This is a genomic window from Gardnerella bivia, assembly GCF_049262715.1.
Taxonomy (GTDB): Bacteria; Actinomycetota; Actinomycetes; order Actinomycetales; family Bifidobacteriaceae; genus Bifidobacterium; species Bifidobacterium vaginale_A.
In genome coordinates, this window is record NZ_CP058399.1 from 550,330 (window position 1) to 568,679 (window position 18,350).

The window sequence follows — 18,350 nt, forward strand, 5'->3', positions numbered from 1 at the left end:
ATGGACAACAATAATAGCAAAGATTACCAGTATAATCTGGGATCTGAAACGCAAAATGCGAAATCTTCTGACAATAATCAAGAATCTGCAGAAAATAATTCTCAGAATGTAGCAGGAAACGATAATTATTATTCTCATTATTCTCAATCGACATATGGTGTCCAATCATCTTATGTGTCTAATGCTAATGATGTGTCTAACGCATCTAGTGCATATGATGTGTCTAATGTGTCTAATGCTAATGGCAATGGGAATGCATATCCTACAGGAATGAATGCGAATAGTAACGGCTTTTCGAGCGTTCCTACACAGAGCGATGATGCTAATAATTCGTACGCATATGGATCATATTCTCAGTATGGTTCTGCCAATCAGTATGGGAATTCTCAGTACGGGAATTCTAATCAGTATGGTCAGCAGAGTAATCAGTATGGTTTTGGTAATCAGTATGGATCTGTTAATCAGTACGGTCAGCAGAATAATCAATACGGTTCTTCTCAACAGCCATATGGTACACAATATGATAATTCGCAATCTAGTTATTCTCAGTATAATAACTCTTCTTCAACGTATGAATCTAATGCATATGGATCTAATTATTCGCAATCTAATTATGCGTCAAATGATTCTTCTTCAACATATGGTTCATATTCAAATTATGGTGCGCTCGCTTCAAATTATGGTCAAAGTGATTCAAACTATGATTCAACAGTGCAAACTGATTCTAATAGTGCTAGCACTAGCGTAACTACTTCTGAAGAAGATACTAAAACAAGTAATGCAGATGATTTTTCGCGCATTGATACTCAATCTCAAAGTGAATCTTCATCTCAAAATAATTTTGATAGTCAGTCATCTGAAGAGCAGTCTTATTCCAATATTGAAACTCCTGCAGTGGGTAATTCTGCAATGAGTGATTCTTCTGCTTACGCTTCTGCTGATGATGCAACGAATAATCCTGTTTCTGATTCGGTTGCTGATTCTTCTTTGAATCCTTCTGTTGACACTTCAGCGCAATCTAATTATGCGATGGCTAATAATTCTTATGATAATTCTCAATATAGCTATCAAAATAATGTACCTATGAATGCTGTTCCTGGCGCATTTGGAGAACCTAATGCTATGCCTGGTGTAAATAATATGGTTCAGCGCCCAAGTTCTCGTAGGCGTCCGCGATTTGTTCCTAGACCCAAAAATGACGATAATGCATCTTTTGTAGAGCGTAGGAATCTTCTAACTTCAGTTGCAACTAGCGCAAAGCATCAGATTACGCGCGAACGTAAAATTGCTGGTAATTTACCTGATTGGGATCCATTGCCACCTGGAGAAATCTTAATCAACAGATGAGCGTGAGGTGAATGATGTCTGAAGATGTTTATGTTTCTTGGGTGAATAGGCTTAGTGCTTTTGGTAATGATCCAAATACTTCTCTTAGTGGTTTGCCAGAAATCACTGTTGAGATGTTTCCTTCTTCAACATTTCAGCGATTGATGAAACATATTGAGCGCGCGGAAAACAAGATTATGGAACGTTGGCGTTCTGAATTGACAAGAGATTTAGAACATGTAACTGATTTGCATGAGTTGTCGAATGTTATACTTCATTCTCGGAAACTATTATCTAGAAGAATATATCTTGATAGCTGTCCGACATTACCTCAGGAAGTTCGTTCGGTACTTATGAAAAATGCAACAGAAGATATAAATAATCTTCAGAAGCAGCTAGAAAAAGAAGTTACTGAAAACAAGAATTCTTGGGCTGTAAATTCACATGATCAGCTTCTTGAAATAGTCAGAACTTCGCCACTTAATGCCGTTCTTAATGAAAATTATCAGAATAATAATGAAATTATGAATGTAATCGATCAGGCTGAACAGCGTGCTCAACAGTCAAATATGCGTGAAAAAGAAGCTAACAAAACTAATACGGGTTTGAAAGCTTTCTTTGGTCGATTATTTGGTAATTCAAGGTAGGTAATATGCCAAATTATGTTGGTACAAGGAATATAGTTGAGCAATTTTTGAAAGCTAGAGTTCCTTTAATCGTTATTAACTCAGTAGAACCAAGCCGTGTAACTGGGTTACTTAGTGATATTGCAAGGGAATTGCGTTCTCTGCCATTTTTTGAATTTTCTGCAACAGAAGGTTTGGTTGACTTGCTGTCTAGAAAGCAAATGTCTGACGATTATTCGTTGGTTGGAGCTTTAGATACAGCAAAGCAAACATTTAAAACTCGTCAAAATGTTAATTATATTTTCAGTGATCTTGACGGTATTGAAAGTGATACAACAACCGCTCGCCATTTTGCTCAAATGGTTCGACTTGCAGAACCTCATCAGGGTTCAATGATTTTAATTGTTGACAAGCCTGTTTGGAGTGGGTTATCTCGTTTGGGTATGACTACTTCGTTGGATTTGCCAGATATTGACGAATTGTATGATGTTTTGTCGGAAACTATAGATGCTAATCGCGGCCCTAATGTTCGTATTGACTGGGATCATGATGAAATTCGTAGAGCTGCAGAAATCTTGCTTGGTGTTACTGAAGCAGAAGCAGTTAATGTTCTTGCAACTTTGATTGCTAAAGGAACTATTACCAATGATGATATTCCTGAATTATCTAAATTCAAGGATCGTATTTTCGGTAATATGACTGGAATAGAGCGAATTAAGTTACGTGAAGATTATCAAGTTGGTGGTCTTTCTAACCTTAAAGCTTGGCTTAATAAGCGTGAAGCTCTTATTAAATCCGATTTAACTAATTCTCCTCTGCATCCTCCTAAAGGCGTTTTGCTATGCGGTGTTCCAGGTTGTGGTAAATCGCTTTCAGCTAAAGCAATAGCGCATGAATGGAAACTTCCGTTGTACAGACTTGATATGGGATCTGTTCTTGGAATGTATGTTGGTGAATCTGAGTCTAATCTTCGTGAAGCGTTAGCTGCAGCGGATCGAGTAGCTCCATGTGTGCTGTGGATTGACGAGATTGAAAAAGGTCTTTCAGGTTCAAATGGCGACAGTGGCGGCGGAGTTGCAAAAAGGCTTGTTGGTCAATTCTTGTTCTGGTTGCAAGAATCTACTTCTAAAGTTTTTCTTGTTGCAACAGCTAATGATGTTTCATCTTTGCCTCCAGAGTTACTTCGTAAAGGTCGTTTTGACGAAATATTCTTTGTTGATTTGCCAACTCCGCAAGAGCGCGAAGAAATTCTTAGACTTTGCTTCACAAAGTATGCAAAAGTATGCCCGAATCCTTCGCTTATTAACGAATTGGTAGAGCTTTCTGATGGTTTTGCTGGTTCTGATATTGATGCAGTTGTGCACGATATAGCTTCAGATATGTTTGCTAATCATTCGCTTGCTTTGCCAAATGAAAGCTACATAATTGACGTTTTCAGGAATGTAGTGCCGTTCTCTAAGTCTAATCCTGAGGAGATCGCATATATTCGTGAATGGGGTAATAATCGCGCAGTACCTGCAGGTCAAAAGTGTCAAGATGTTCAACAGCCGACTCTCAGTACTGGACGAAGAGTGATTATGTGATTGGTTATGTAAGTTTGATTATTTAAGCTTGCACAACAAAATAAAACGATTATGTGATTGGTTATTTTTGTTATTTTATTGCAAATTTAACTAATCACACATCGTAACGCCAATTCTTGTCTGTAATTACGCGAGCTACAGCAAGTCCTATTGGCAAGCACACTATTACCATAAAGGCGCGGAAAGTCCAATTTAGAGCTGGCAAAGTGTTAAATTGACCAAGATAAAACATTGCGCGATACATATATAAGCCTGGAACCATAATCACGATTGAAGGCACAGTTAGACTTATTCGAGGATATCCTAAGTATTGAGGTGCCCATCCGTGACGCACGATAGACCTCCAAGTAGAAGCAAGAAGCCCTGCAAGAAGCGCTCCTGTAAATGCTGCTATTTCTGCGCTAACACCGAAATCAACCATAGTAAGACGAAGTGTATCTGTAATTGCGCCTATAACTCCAGCAACAACACACATTCGTTGTGGTGAATTAAATAGCACGGAGAAGCCCCACACGCCAGCAAATGCTGTAATCATGCGTAAGATGCCATTTAGCCAAGGGTTTAAGCCTAAAGGAGTGAATCCTTGCGGATTTAACTGTACTAGGCTTGCGACCATCCAGCCTGCTAAAGTTCCCATCAAAATTATTGCAAGCGTATAAGAAAGACGTTGTATTCCAGATGGAAAATCTATTTTTGCAATATCTAAACCGCCTGTAATCAGTGGAAAACCAGGAATTACGAATAATACTGAACCTATATACGCTGTATTATGCAAAGGTGCAGTAGGATCAAATAATCCTATAAGTTGAAGTGAAGCAATACATGATAATGCGCCAACTGCTACAGCTATGAATGTCACAACGAATTGATTTAGATGATGCATAAACATTCGTCTACGAACCCAGTGTCCTATTCCAGCTCCAATAAATGCGCCTATCATATCGTAAATTCCGCCTCCAAGTAGGAATGCGAATGATGCGCATGCTGTAGCTGAAGCAAGTCCTGCAAACCAAGGTTTATAAAGAGGTTTGCGGTTTTTAATTAGGTCAAGCCTATCGTGAACTTCTCGAACTGTGAGAGGTTTATGTTTTTTATTAGAAAGATCTTGTGAATTTTCTAAATGCTCAAAATGTTCCTCATAAGTGTTCTCAGGTTTTAACGCAAAGATTCCGCGAGGTTTTTCTTCCGATATTGCTTTCTCTATTGCTTCATCTTCAGCGCGTTTAGTAGCGTTTATTTCAGATTTTTTAGCAGTGTTAATAATTGCATTTTCGTCATCTGAAACTTGCAAAGTATCGACTAGTTCTTTTGAAACAGATGCTTTTGAGTGATATAAGGAATCGTTTCCGAGTTTTACATTAAACCAGTCTGCAAAATGTTCAAGAAGCCAAATTCGTTCTGTATTTACTCCAGTTGTTGGTAAGTCAACTACCTCTGTTATTCGTGAATGTTTATCAGTGCATGTGGCTTCAATATCTGTGAGGTTTACGTCTGCTCTTACGCTTACACCCATAGGTTCGCCAACGCTATGCATAAGTTCTCTAACTCTGTAGCTTCCAGTTCCTGCACCTAAACCAAGAGAGCCGACTCGAATAATAATGCTAGATTTTGCGGCTATTCCAGCTTCGCAAACAGGTTTATCCCAATCGCGTTCAACATCTTCCATATCCAGAGGGATAGCGTGAGTGAAAAATCTACCAGAAGGTTTTCCAACAACGTGTCCGTTAGGAAGAATTTCCTGCTTGCTTTTGTTGCTGTTAATGTAACTTTCTCTATCGATAAAAATATTATCGTTTTCGTCGTTTTCGCTATTTTCTTCGCTATAGTCGCTACTGTCAGTTGGTGTGTTATTCTCTGCTATACTCACAATTTTTTAGTATACGCACCCCTGTTGCCTAGTTGTTTTATTTAGTTTGGAAGATGTTTTTTGTTTATAAATGAATATTCGGTGTTACGTCCTGTGGTAGTTTCAAAATTAACGTGGTATCTCGCTGTATCAAAGGCTGTGGGCTTGCAACTTCTAACCCAATAACCGTGGAGGAGCCGCGGAAGTTAGATGACCAAGCAACCTTAAAACGGCGTAAGGAGGTCTGATGACAACTCATAATCAACAGGTAACTCCAGCAGACGCCACTATTGTGACGTCTGGTTTAGGACGAAAAGGTCCTGAGGAGCGTGAACTTCCAGCATCGCTTCAGCAAGACATGGATTTGTGCTTGCATATTCTTCGCGATGTTTTGGGCGAATTTGATGAAAAATTATTAGCAGTATTTGATGAAGTGCGTTTGAATGCAGTTGAAGCTAGTGCAGCTCATTTTGCTCAAATGGTAGATGCTCAAGAAACTGCTGATGATGGATTAAGTAAGGCTGTTGAGAAAATCAATGGTATGGATTTGGCTGATACTCAGCTTTTAGCTCGTGCATTCGCTACTTATTTCCATTTAGCAAATCTTTGTGAGGAAAATTACCGAGTTTCAGTATTGCATCAGCGTGAGTGTGATGTTGCTGATTCTAATCCGGTAGATCCAGTAAATGAGCTGACTTGTGCATATCACAAGTTGCTAACTGAAATGAGTCCTGCTGAAGCTAAGGAATTGTTGGCAAAACTTGAATTCCATCCTGTTTTTACAGCTCATCCAACAGAAGCTCGCCGTAAAGCTGTTGCTGGAAAAATCCGCAGAATTTCCAAACTTTTAAGTGAACATCATCGTTTAGGCGGATCAGATAAACGAGAAAATTATCGCCGTCTTTATAATGAGATTGATGCGCTACTTCGCACTTCGCCTATAGCTTTGAAAAAGCCAACGCCGGTTGAAGAAGCAGATACAATTCTTGAGATTTTTGATGCAACTTTATTCGATACTATTCCACTTGTTTATCGTAGATTTGACGATTGGCTGCTTGGTAAAAAAGCTGGTTTAGTTCCTCCGCGTTGTCCTGCATTCTTCCATCCAGGTAGTTGGATTGGATCTGATCGCGATGGAAATCCAAATGTTACAGCTAAAGTAAGTCGTCAAGTTGCGCGTAAGTTTAGTGATCACGTTTTGGCAGCTTTAGAAGAGCGCACACGTGAAGTTGGCAAATGTCTAACAATGGAAACTCGCACAACTCCGCCAAGCGTTGAATTGCTAGAGCTTTGGAATCGTCAGCGCGAAATGAGTGAGCAGCTTACAGAGAGCGCGTCTGATGTATCTAATAGTGAACCTCATCGTGCTGTAATGCTAGTAATGGCAGATCGTTTGAATAGAACTATTCGAAGAGATACTGATTTAATGTATCATTCTTGCGAAGATTTTATTGAAGATTTGCATATAGTTCAGCGTTCTCTTGCGCAAGCAGGTGATGCACGTGCTGCTTATGGACCGTTGCAGGATTTGATTTGGCAGGCTCAAACATTTGGATTCCATATGGTGGAAATGGAATTCCGTCAGCATTCTCTTGTACATTCTCGCGCTCTAGAAGATATTCGTGAGCACGGTTTGCATGGTGAGAGAGGTCCGTTGCAACCGATGACGCGTGAGGTTCTTGATACTTTCCGCGCTTTGGGAGCAATTCAGAAACGTAATGGTATGCGTGCTGCTCGCCGATATATTATTTCATTTGCAAAATCAGCTCAACATGTTCGTGATGTATTTGAGTTGAACCGTCTTGCGTTTGCTCATCCTCAGGATGCTCCGACTATTGACGTGATTCCATTATTTGAACAACTTGAAGATTTGCAAAATTCTGTGAATGTTCTTGAAGAAATTATTAAGATTCCTGAGGTTCAAGCTAGATTAAAGGCAACCGGTCGCAAGATGGAGGTTATGCTTGGATACTCTGATTCTTCTAAGGATGCTGGACCTACTTCTGCAACTCTTGCATTGCATAGCGCTCAAGAGAGAATTGCTCAGTGGGCTAAGAAGCACGATATTGATTTGACTTTGTTCCATGGCCGTGGCGGTGCTGTTGGTCGTGGTGGCGGTCCTGCTAACCGTGCTGTGCTTGCGCAGCCTGTTGGATCTGTAAATTGCCGATTTAAGCTTACTGAGCAAGGAGAGGTTATTTTTGCTCGTTACGGCAATCCTATTTTAGCAATTCGCCATGTTGAGTCTGTTGCAGCTGCAACATTGTTGCAGTCTTCGCCAAGCGTTGAGAAGACTAATACAGATATGACTCATAAGTATGCGAATATGGCTCAAAAGCTTGATGTTGTAGCTCATGAAAGATTCCTTGATTTGCTGCAGACTTCAGATTTTGCGCCGTGGTTCTCAACTGTCACTCCTTTGAGTGAAATTGGATTATTGCCTATAGGCTCTCGTCCTGCAAAACGTGGTTTAGGTGCGAAATCTTTGGATGATTTGCGAACAATCCCATGGGTCTTCTCTTGGGCTCAAGCTCGAATCAACTTGGCTGCTTGGTATGGATTAGGTACAGCATGTGAAAAGTTTGGCGATTTACAAACATTACGCACAGCATATGAAGAGTGGCCGTTATTTAGTACTTTTATTGACAATATTGAGATGTCTTTAGCTAAAACAGATGAGCGTATTGCTCGTATGTATTTAAGCTTGGGAGATCGTGAAGATTTGAGCGATAAAGTGCTTTCAGAAATGCAATTGACTCGTAAGTGGGTTTTGCAAATTGTAGATGATAAGTGGCCTTTGCAACATCGACACGTGCTCGGTCAAGCAATTCGCGTGCGCTCGCCTTATGTGGATGTTTTGTCTGTAATTCAGTCGCTTGCATTGCATAAGTTGCGCAATAAAGTTGATAAAGAAGAGCTGAGTCAAAGTCAGCAAGCTGAGTTCATCTACCTTATTTTGTGCACTGTTTCCGGTGTGGCTGCCGGTTTGCAAAATACTGGATGATTTCACTGTTTGTTTAGTAAAGAAAGCCTTCACATTGCTATTTGCTTAGCTTGTGAAGGTTTTCTTATATTTGGTTTGTTGCTGTTTATATTTTTGGGGAATAACCCGTATTTTGTTTGTCGCTGTTTGTTGCTGTTTATCGTAACTTTTTGTGTAATCGCCTTGTTGTAGTGAATTTGTAGTCTTGTTGTAGTGAATTTCAACGTCTTAATATCTTTTGTGAAAAGCATTTGTGAATATACAATATTGTTGGTAATGAAAGCTTGTTTTGATTTACGTTTTAGAGGTGATTATGCAAGATAGTTTTATTGAGCAAAATAGTTTTATTGAGCAAAATTCTGTGTTAAAAACATCAATATTGACTTCACTTCTCGAAGGTAATCGCAGATTTGCGGAAGGTAAATCGCTACATTCTGGCGTGGATATCGAAACTCGCAAATCACTTATTGACGGTCAAAATCCTAATGTTGTTGTGCTTTCTTGTGCTGATTCTAGAGTTGCTCCTGAATTTATTTTTGACGCTGGTTTAGGAGATATATTTTCTGTTCGAAGTGCTGGCGAAGTTGTTGATGATGCAGTTTTAGCTTCTTTGGAATATGCCGTGAGTGATTTGCACGTTAAATTGCTTGTTGTGCTAGGTCATGAGAATTGCGGTGCTGTAAAAGCTGTTTTGCCAGAAGTTTCTAAGATTATTAAAGATATTGATGAAGATGATGTATACGAAGCTATTGAGTCTTCAAAATCAATATTATTGCGCGCTTTAGGCCCTGCTGTAGTTTCTGGAATTGAGGATTCTTTGGAAACTGATGATATTGAGCGTATTCACGTTAGTAATGTACTTATGAGTATTTGTGATAAATCTGAAGTTATTCGTGAAGCTATGAATAGTGAGAAGCTCATGATTGTTGGAGCTAGATATCGAATGAGTGACGGATTAGTTGAAATATTATCTTGCTGATATTGAAAGTATTGTCTTACTGAGATTTAAGAATATTTTCGCGTTTGGCTGGTTTTTCGGTTCAGTTCGGTTTTTCGGTTCAGTTCGGTTTGTTGGCTTGGTTTAGTCTGGTTCATCGGTTTAGTTTAGTTCGTTGGCTTATTAGTTTATTTGTGAAAATGGTTTAGACATGAAACAGGATATGCAAAAAACAAGTTCTGCGCATTATTTATATGTGATTCTTGGCATACCTATAATAGCCATACTTATTGCAATTGCGCCTGCTTTACAAGCTAGATTTACGGGATTTGCAATAAACACTACAATTCGCGCAATAGCAGGTTTACTTTTGCAAGCTGTGCCTTTTACGCTTATTGGAGTATTGGTTTCTGCAGCAGTTGAAACTTTCGTTACGACTCAATTTATAGAAAAGCATATGCCTAAATCTACTTCAGACGGATTTTTGGTAGCGATTATAGCAGGATTTTGCATGCCTGTTTGCGATTGTGTTATTGTGCCGACTTTTTCTAGATTGGTTGCTAAAAAGCTGCCTTTGCCTGCTGCTGTAACGTTTTTATGTGCTGTGCCTGTTGTGAACCCTGTATCTGTTTTAGCTACTTGGTACGCTTTTTCTGACGCTCCAGCTGTTGTTGTTATTCGAGTTGCATTGGGGATTGTTGTCGCTCTACTTGTTGGAATGAGTTTTGTAATATTCCCGTATAAAGGCACAATTCTTAAACAGCGTCTACTAGGTGATAAAAGTACTTTATGTGTTTGTAAAGATTCAGATTCTTCAAATAGTTGTTGTTCTTGCGATGGGTCTTGTTGTTCTCGCGATGAGTCTTCTATGCAAAATTCATTTGGATCGAAATTATTAACATATGCTAATCATATTTATGAAGATTTTGTTCATTTAATGCCAATAATTTTATTTGGTTCAATTATTGCATCAATAATACGAGCTTGGTTAGGTAATGATCCGGCATCCCATATAAATACAACTGTTGCGCTTATATCTATACCTGCAATGATGTTAATTGCTTATGCAAGTTCTTTGTGTTCAAGTTCCGATGCTGTAATTGCAAGAAGTTTAGCTGCATCTTTGCCAATATCTTCAGTCCTAGCTTTTCTGCTTTTTGGACCTATGCTAGACGTTAAAAATACACTTATGCTTATTAGTGATTGTAAAGGTAAATTTGTTTTACGTTTTACTTTAACTGTTGTTTTATTGTGCTTAGTTGCATCTTTGCTTGTTCATTTTGCTTGGGGAGGTGTGCTATGAATCGTGTGAATCGTGCGAATTGTGCGAATCAGATGAGTTGGATGAATCGGACGAGTTGGACGAGTTGGACGAATTGGACGAATCGGATTTTAGTAATTAGCATAAGTTTTCTTAAATTTTTCAATCTGAATCTAGAAACTTTAGAAAAGGTGAGTGAAAGATGAGTAAAATCACGCAGAATTCGTCTTTGCGCAATCCTTTGTTTTCTAGGATTGTGCTTTGTTTGTCTTTGTCTTTTCTTTCTGTATCAATAGCTTGGTCTGCTTTTAGTGGAAGTTATACTTTTCTTACAACGCCTCGCGTTTTTCCGTATTTAATAATTGCGTCAATAATGCTTATTTTGTTGGCTTTTTGTGCGCTTTTCAACGTTTGTAAAGTATCTTCACGTGAGTCTTTTCGTATATTAGTTGCAATATGCATCCCTGCTTTACTTATTGTGATTCCTTTGCAAAATCGCGATTATGCAAATTTTGGATTCGATAAATATGCTGGCGGAAGAGCTATAGCAATTAAGGATTTTCAAGGATATAAAAATTTTAGAGGTCTTGATCAAGCTAGTAGCACTATTTCTGTTTCTAATGATGATTTTGGAACTTGGTATGACGAAATCGATCACAATGTGAATCGTTATAAGGGATATAAAATAATAGTTAATGGATTCGTAAGTAAATCTAGATCTCTTGGCTCTAACCAATTTTATGTTGCTCGTCATTTTATGTCTTGCTGTATTTTAGATATGTCACCATTTGGGTTTGTTGGAGAGATTTCTTCTTCTAGCAAGAATGATTTTTCGTTAGTTAAAGAACATCAATGGATTCATGTTATTGCACATATTGATGTTGGAAATGTTGGGAATGATAATAATCGGCGTTCGGGTGTGATTTTGCGAATTGACAAAATATCTGAAGCTGCTCCTCCTAGCGGATATTTTTACAGGCAGTAAAGCATGGGCAGTAAATCGGCATAAAGGATTAAAAATGTTGAGGATGTTATTCTAGTGAATCCAGAAGCAAAAGTAAGGAAAGCGTAAAAGTAGTAAAAGTCATGAAAAATTAAAGATAAAATATAAAATTTACTTATTTAAAAATCGATTTTTATTGTATATGTGTTGATATCGTAGCGAAGTTCACTAATATAACAAGTATGGCGCTGGCTTTTAACGTTTTGCTTATTGTAATTTTTTTGTTATGCGGTTCTATTTTTGCTGCTACTGAATTAGCTCTTGTAAGTTTGAGAGCTTCACAAATTGATCGCATGGAGTTGCAAGATGCGCGTGGGGCGCGTGTGGCGCGAATTGCACGAGATCCTAATACTTTTCTTTCAACATTGCAAATTGGCGTAACTCTTTCAGGTTTTCTTTCTGCTTCTTTTGGTGAATCTGCAATAGCTCCATATATTGTTCCTCAAGTCAAATCATGGGGTGTGCCAGCTCATATTGCATCTCCTTTAACAACGATAGTTTTAACATTGGTAATATCTTATTTTTCGATTGTTATTTCGGAGCTTGTTCCTAAAAGAATTGCAATGCAAAGATCTGAGCAAATCGCTAGAGCTGTGGTTCCTGCTGTAGATATTGTTTCTATGATTTGCAGACCTTTGATTTGGCTTATAGCAAAGAATACCAATGGTTTAGTGCGACTTTTAGGATTTGATCCAAATGAGAAAGAAAGCGAAGTTTCTGACGAAGAATTGCGTGTACTCGTAAATTCCAATAAACGCTTAAGTCAAGATGAGAGAACTATTCTCGATGATGTTTTTGATGCTTCAGAAACGATTGTAGCTGAAGTTATGCGTCCTCGTGCTGATGTTGAGTTCTTAGAGGGTTCACTAAGCCTTAAAGATGCTGCTGATAAGATTCGTGAGCTTCCTTATTCTCGTTATCCTGTTACTGGAAAAGATTTTGATGATGTTATTGGCTTTGTGCATGTGCGTGATTTGTTGGATGTTAAGGATCCTAATGCAAAAACAGTTGCAGATGTAACAAGGGAGGGTATTAGTCTTCCTGGAACTTCAAAATTATTACCTAGTTTGTCGTTGTTGCGTAAGCGCGGAATACATTTAGCTGTAGTGATTGATGAATATGGTGGAACTGATGGAATTGTTACTTTAGAAGATATGACAGAGGAGTTAGTTGGTGATATTCGTGATGAATACGATTTACCGCCTGAAACGAATCAAGGTCATGATAATAAGGTAACTGCTTTTGTGAACGGTGTTGCCACTATTGATGGTGGTATGACTATTGAAGATTTTGCAGATATAACCGGTATTGAGCTTGAAGATGGTCCTTATGAAACTGTAGCTGGATATTTTTTGGCTCATACTGGTGCGATGGGCAAAGTTGGCGCTGTTTTGCATGATGCTGACGGTTACGATATGACTGTTACTGAGGTTGATGGAAGGCGTATTGCTACTCTTGAAGTACGCCGTAGAGCTCAGCCTGAGTCTTAGCTGTAAAATAAAGATGTTATAGCAAAGGTTTATTAACAACAGCTATTATATATTACGAAGGTTGTATTAACGAAGGTTATGGAGGATAAAATGACTTTGTTACATATAGTTCCAGGTCTTGATGAAGATGCTAGTGAGAAAGCTATAGAGATTTTGCAAAATCGCTTAAGCCATGAGCAAGAGGCTGCGTTAGTGTTGAAACATGCTCATTGGAATGTTACTGGGGCTGATTTTATTGCAGTTCATGAAATGCTTGATCCGCAAGTTGATGAGGTTTTGAATCAAGCTGATGAAACTGCTGAGCGTATTGCGACTTTAGGTGGTTCTCCACTTGGACGCGCTGATGACGTTATTTCTTCTCGTACTTGGAAGCGTTTTGCTTTGACTGGGCGTAAGTCAACTAAGGAATATTTGCAAGCTTTAATTGATTATTATAGCGATATGATTTTAGATGATCGTAAGGCTATTTCTGAGCTTGATGAATTAGATGTTGTTAGCTCAAACATTATTCAGGATCACGTTCAGCAGCTTGAGAAATTCCAATGGTTTATGCGTAGTCATCTTGAATAATCGATTGCGACACGCCAGCGCGCCAGCTTTGACTATTTAATTTGACTTTTTTCTTTCCTGTGCTAATCTATCTATTTGTATGTTTTCGACATACGTTGGGCCCGTAGCTCAGGTGGTTAGAGCGCATCCCTGATAAGGATGAGGTCGGAGGTTCAAGTCCTCCCGGGCCCACGATAGAATGTTTAGCGTTCTTTCAAATGGGGCTATGGCGCAGCTGGTAGCGCATCTGCTTTGCAAGCAGAGGGTCAGGAGTTCGAGTCTCCTTAGCTCCACAAACAGGGTTTCTAGCCAATCGCTAGAAGCCCTTTTTTCATGCCGAAAACCCTTGAAATATCAACGTTTTTGGGAAATAACCCCCAAATAGCCCCCAATTACTCGTTTTTGGTTGTAGACTTATATCGCTTTATATGAGAATGTTTCTCATCAAGGGCTTTTGTTACAATGACAAAACAACTTTTAAAACTGAAAATAATATTAAATAATAATTAAATAATATTAAATAATTAAATAAACATAAGTATCTTTACGCCGTGTATTGATAGTGAGTTTAAATCTTCTGGTTTAAGTTATTGCTCATTTTGGATGATTTTTTTTGATCGTGTCTTGAGCTTGGCTGTCAATGGGTTAACAAGGCGTGAAATCGTGTTGACAACGTTTTACGTAGTTGACTTGATCAGCGTAAGGAAAGTGTATGCGTAAACTTTTAGCGTATTTCAATCGTCTACCTCAATTAACAGTAGTTGTAGTACTATTTCCAATAATTTTTGCTTCCTATTCATTAGATCTTCGCATATTTTCAGAATTTTGGATTGAGGTAAATCATATTATTCATAATGCATTTCTTCTTGTGAATATTGATTGCTACTTAAATATGAATCCAACTATTGGGCAAATTATTATAGTTTTCTTGGTTTTATATACGTGTGCCGTATCTTTAGTTAGCATGTTTAAGGATTTGCGTAATGGAACTTTAGGCATTGATTTACTTGCATTCGTAGCTCTACTTTCTACTCTTTTAATTGGCGAATTTTGGGCAAGCTATTTAATAGTTGTGATGGTGTGGACGGGAGCTGGCATTGAAGATTTCGCTAATATGAAAGCGCAAAAGAATCTAGAACTTTTAGTCAGTGCTGCTCCTAAAAAAGCTCATTTAATGACTTTATTAGGTATTGAGCATGAGTTTAATCTAGCTCACAAATCAAGCAAGTCGCGTGAATCCTATGAGCCTCCATGTTTAGTTGATAATAAATGTAAGCCTGAATCATGCAAATTATGCAATTGTGATGAGTTTAGGAAAGTAAATTCTGTTAAGTCGCATAATTGTAGCTCTTGCCCATTTTTGCAAAGTGTTCAAGATTCTTCTAAATTACAGCGTTATACTACAGTCCCTGTTGAGGATGTGCGTGTTGGTAATGTGATTATTGTACTTCCTGGAGAAACTGTTCCAGTTGACGGTGAATTGTTAAGTGGTTCTGCTGTTGTAGACACAAGCGCTATCAATGGTGAATCTGTGCCTCGTGAATTGTATGCAGGTGCAAAAGTGTTATCTGGATGCGTTAATGGTGGCGTTGTACTTATTATGCGCGTTACTAAATTATCTTCGCAATCTCAATATCAAAAAATTATGACTTTAGTAGAGTCAGCAAGATCTTCTAAAGCAGCAGTTGTAAGATTTGCAGATATGCTTTCAGTGCCGTTTACTGTAATTTCTTTTGTGATTGCAGGTGTGGCTTGGGCATTTTCTGGTGAAGCTCTTAGATTTGCGCAAGTTTTAGTATTAGCAACTCCGTGTCCATTGCTTATTGCTGTTCCAGTTGCGTTAATGGCTGGTACTGGTCGCGCGGCAAAAATGGGAATTGTTGTTAAAAGTCAGGATGTGCTTGAGCAATTAAGTCGTGTTACAGATGTTTTCTTCGATAAAACTGGTACTTTAACAAAAAAGACACCTCAAGTGATTCGCGTTGATGTAGTTAATAAATCATACGATAAAAATCGCATTGTTATGTTAGCTGGAGTGCTTGAAACGTATTCTCAGCATATTTTAGCTGGCGGAATTGCAAAAGCAGGGTCTTTGCTATGGGAAAAATCTCATCCTACTCAAAATCCTGAACTACCTAGTATACGTGAGTATCCTGTAGTTCATAGTGTTAAAGAAACAGCGGGAATGGGTATTCAAGGTGTTGTAGATGAGATTTTTGTAAGAGTAGGTCGTAAAAAGTATGTAATAGATAATTCTGATTTCAATTCGAGCCTAGATATGCATAATTCTTCTGAATCGCAAAAGTGCTCTGTACAAAACAATTCAGGTGAACAAAACAATTCTTTTGATCAAATAGTTGATTTTAGTGCGCTCGCTTCAGATGAAATGTCTACTTATGTTTCTTTTGATGGCGTTCTTGTAGGTAGAATTGTTTTGAAAGATGTTCCTAGAGATAATGCTAAGGCAACTGTTGAAACTTTACGCAAACTAGGCGTGAAATCTATTTCAATGCTTACTGGAGATGGTATTAAATCCGCATTATCTATAGCAAATAGCGTAGGTATTGATTGTGTACATGCGAGCTTGCTTCCTGAAGATAAATTGTCATATGTAAAACAGCATAATATGAAATCTGATTTAATTGAAACTCGGAAGTCATCTACGAAATTCTCTTTGCTCTCTTTGCTCTTTTCTAAATTACTTCCAGATTTCTCTTCTAAATTACTTACTGGATATAATTCTAAGAAATCTTCTTCTATTACGATGATGGTTGGGGATGGAGTGAACGATGCTCCGGTGTTGTCTGCTGCAGATATTGGTGTAGCTATAACAGATGGAACAGATACAGCGGCTTCTGAATGTGCTCAAGTAGTTATTATGAATAATGATATTTTTGCAGTATCGAATGCTGTTGGAATTGCCAAACGTACTAAGCGTATTATGATCCAATCTGTTTTTATTGGTATTGGATTGGCAATAATTAGCATGCTTTTTGCTGCATTTGGATTTATTCCTGCTGTAATTGGAGCAATGATGCAAGAAATTATTGATGTAATTTCTATTATGTGGGCATTGACAGCATTGCGTTCTTCGTGACAATATTCAGCTGTGGCTTTTATTAAACGAGTGAAAAGCCTGTTGCCATAGCGCTCTTAAATTATTATGTGAGCGTTATGAAAGAAAACGGAATAACCGTAGGGGATATTTATGTTGAAAATTGATAGTGAGAGTGTTTCACATGAAACGTCTGAATTGCGAATTGCTGTAATAGGTGCAGGGCCTGCTGGAGTATATTCTTCGGATATATTTTTGCGCCAGTTAGCGAAACGAAGTGACGAATTAGGCTTGTGTGATAGTGCTAGAATCGACCTCTTTGAAAAATTGCCAGTTCCGTTTGGATTGGTACGCTATGGTGTTGCTCCGGATCATCCAAGTATTAAATTTATTGCAGACGCTTTGGAAAAAACTCTTGATAATCCAAATATTCATTTATATGCGAATGTTGAATTTGGTAAAGATATAAATCTTGAAGAGATTCTTCAACATTACGATGCTGTACTTTTTGCTACTGGTGCAATAGCTGATCGCCCACTTAAAGATGTTCCTGGTGCTGATTTAGACGGTGTAAAAGGTGCAGCAAAATTTGTTGAATGGTATGACGGGTATCCAAATAGTGATCGGCAATGGCATCTTAACGCTAAAGAAGTTGCTGTTATTGGTGGCGGTAATGTAGCTATGGATATTGCTCGTGAATTACTACGCAATCCTGATTATTTGCGTAATAATACAGATATTCCAGACTATGTGTACGAGGGCTTGAAGCAGAATCAAATACAAACTTTGCACTTATTTGTTCGTAGAGGGGTTGCACAAGCAAAATTCTCAGTGCAAGAATTACGTGAGATGGAAAAATTGCCTGGAGTGCAAATCGTTATAGACGAAGATGATTTTGATCTTGATGAAGAAACTATAGAAGTCGCTGGTTCAGACAAAATTACTCGCCAAATGGTTGAAGAATTATTTGCTATACGAGATATGGCTGAAGACATGGAAGATGGGGGGAATGTTGATTTTGAAGGCAATCCTGCAAATCTTCGTTATGTTATTCATTTCAACTGCGCTCCTGTAGAGATTCTCGGTGAAGATGGACGAGTGTCTGCGATTCGTATTGAACGCACTGTTACAAGTGCAGATGGAAAAATGACTCGTACAGGCGAATTCGAGGAATATCCAGTGCAAGCTGTGTACCATGCGATTGGGTATCTTCCTTCTCAAATTTCTGGAATTGCTTATGATTTTGAGCGTACAGTTCTAGCTAATAATGAGGGACGCGTATTAACTTCTGCGCTTGATGGAGATGTGCGCAATCGCCTATACGTTACAGGTTGGGCTAAGCGTGGTCCTGTTGGATTGATTGGTTCTACAAAATCTGATGCCCTTCTTATTGTGAACCACATGCTTGAAGATTTATCTAAAGCTGGGAATTGTGGCTGCATTGCGCTTAATCGTGACTCTAAAGCTATAGATAAATTGTTGGAAGAAAAAGGCGTTAAACCAATTGATTATTCTGGATGGAAACGTGTTGATGCTTATGAGCGTGAGATTGGATCTAAAGAAAATAGGACTCGTAAGAAAGTAGTTTCTGCTGAAGATCTATGCGCTATTGCTTTAGGAGAATAATAAATTTCAGATTTTCTTTAAGTAATACTCAGTTTGCATTCAGTAAAATTCCAGACATTCTAATT

Annotated in this window: 12 protein-coding genes and 2 tRNA genes; 13 read left to right on the plus strand and 1 reads right to left on the minus strand. The window is 38.4% G+C overall.

Annotated features, from left to right (window positions below):
- The 3 genes from HXT27_RS02420 to HXT27_RS02430 are packed head-to-tail and all read left to right on the plus strand — an operon-like array spanning position 1 to position 3,535.
- Positions 1–1,347 (plus strand): hypothetical protein, encoded by a 1,347-nt coding sequence (locus HXT27_RS02420; protein WP_103043325.1) that lies wholly within the window; start codon positions 1–3, stop codon positions 1,345–1,347.
- Positions 1,348–1,358: 11 nt separating this feature from the next.
- On the plus strand, positions 1,359–1,973 hold the full coding sequence (locus tag HXT27_RS02425) for a hypothetical protein (RefSeq protein WP_422113192.1): 615 nt from the start codon (positions 1,359–1,361) through the stop codon (positions 1,971–1,973).
- 5 nt (positions 1,974–1,978) lie between these two features.
- Complete coding sequence (locus tag HXT27_RS02430) at positions 1,979–3,535, plus strand: AAA family ATPase (protein WP_075523638.1); 1,557 nt, start codon at positions 1,979–1,981, stop codon at positions 3,533–3,535.
- A gap of 94 nt (positions 3,536–3,629) precedes the next feature.
- Here HXT27_RS02430 and HXT27_RS02435 read toward each other — a convergent pair whose 3' ends face one another.
- Entirely contained in the window at positions 3,630–5,402 is a 1,773-nt protein-coding gene (locus HXT27_RS02435) for a threonine/serine ThrE exporter family protein (RefSeq protein WP_199172738.1), read from the minus strand.
- 226 nt (positions 5,403–5,628) lie between these two features.
- Here HXT27_RS02435 and HXT27_RS02440 point away from each other — a divergent pair, with 226 nt between their 5' ends.
- From HXT27_RS02440 to HXT27_RS02485, 10 genes are all read left to right on the plus strand, one after another.
- Positions 5,629–8,385 carry a phosphoenolpyruvate carboxylase gene (locus tag HXT27_RS02440; RefSeq protein ID WP_103043324.1) on the plus strand — a complete coding sequence of 919 codons (2,757 nt, stop codon included), beginning with the start codon at positions 5,629–5,631 and terminating at the stop codon, positions 8,383–8,385.
- 292 nt (positions 8,386–8,677) lie between these two features.
- Positions 8,678–9,343, plus strand: a complete 666-nt coding sequence (locus HXT27_RS02445; protein ID WP_103043323.1) for a carbonic anhydrase — start codon at positions 8,678–8,680, stop codon at positions 9,341–9,343.
- 169 nt (positions 9,344–9,512) lie between these two features.
- A complete protein-coding gene (locus HXT27_RS02450) occupies positions 9,513–10,604 on the plus strand; it encodes a permease (RefSeq protein WP_103043322.1) in 1,092 nt (363 codons plus the stop codon).
- A 160-nt stretch (positions 10,605–10,764) separates the two neighbouring features.
- Complete coding sequence (locus HXT27_RS02455; RefSeq protein ID WP_103043321.1) at positions 10,765–11,547, plus strand: TIGR03943 family putative permease subunit; 783 nt, start codon at positions 10,765–10,767, stop codon at positions 11,545–11,547.
- A gap of 200 nt (positions 11,548–11,747) precedes the next feature.
- Positions 11,748–13,055: a hemolysin family protein gene (locus HXT27_RS02460; protein WP_103043320.1), complete on the plus strand. Its 1,308-nt coding sequence runs from the start codon at positions 11,748–11,750 to the stop codon at positions 13,053–13,055.
- A gap of 90 nt (positions 13,056–13,145) precedes the next feature.
- The gene (locus HXT27_RS02465) at positions 13,146–13,625 is read left to right on the plus strand and encodes a Dps family protein (protein ID WP_103043319.1); all 480 of its coding nucleotides are present in this window, start codon (positions 13,146–13,148) and stop codon (positions 13,623–13,625) included.
- Between the two features lie 97 nt (positions 13,626–13,722).
- Positions 13,723–13,796 (plus strand) — tRNA-Ile (locus HXT27_RS02470).
- Between the two features lie 28 nt (positions 13,797–13,824).
- A tRNA-Ala gene (locus HXT27_RS02475) sits at positions 13,825–13,897 on the plus strand.
- 419 nt (positions 13,898–14,316) lie between these two features.
- Positions 14,317–16,701 (plus strand): HAD-IC family P-type ATPase, encoded by a 2,385-nt coding sequence (locus HXT27_RS02480; RefSeq protein ID WP_103043318.1) that lies wholly within the window; start codon positions 14,317–14,319, stop codon positions 16,699–16,701.
- Between the two features lie 111 nt (positions 16,702–16,812).
- A complete protein-coding gene (locus HXT27_RS02485; protein WP_103043317.1) occupies positions 16,813–18,285 on the plus strand; it encodes an FAD-dependent oxidoreductase in 1,473 nt (490 codons plus the stop codon).
- The last annotated feature ends 65 nt before the right edge of the window (positions 18,286–18,350 follow it).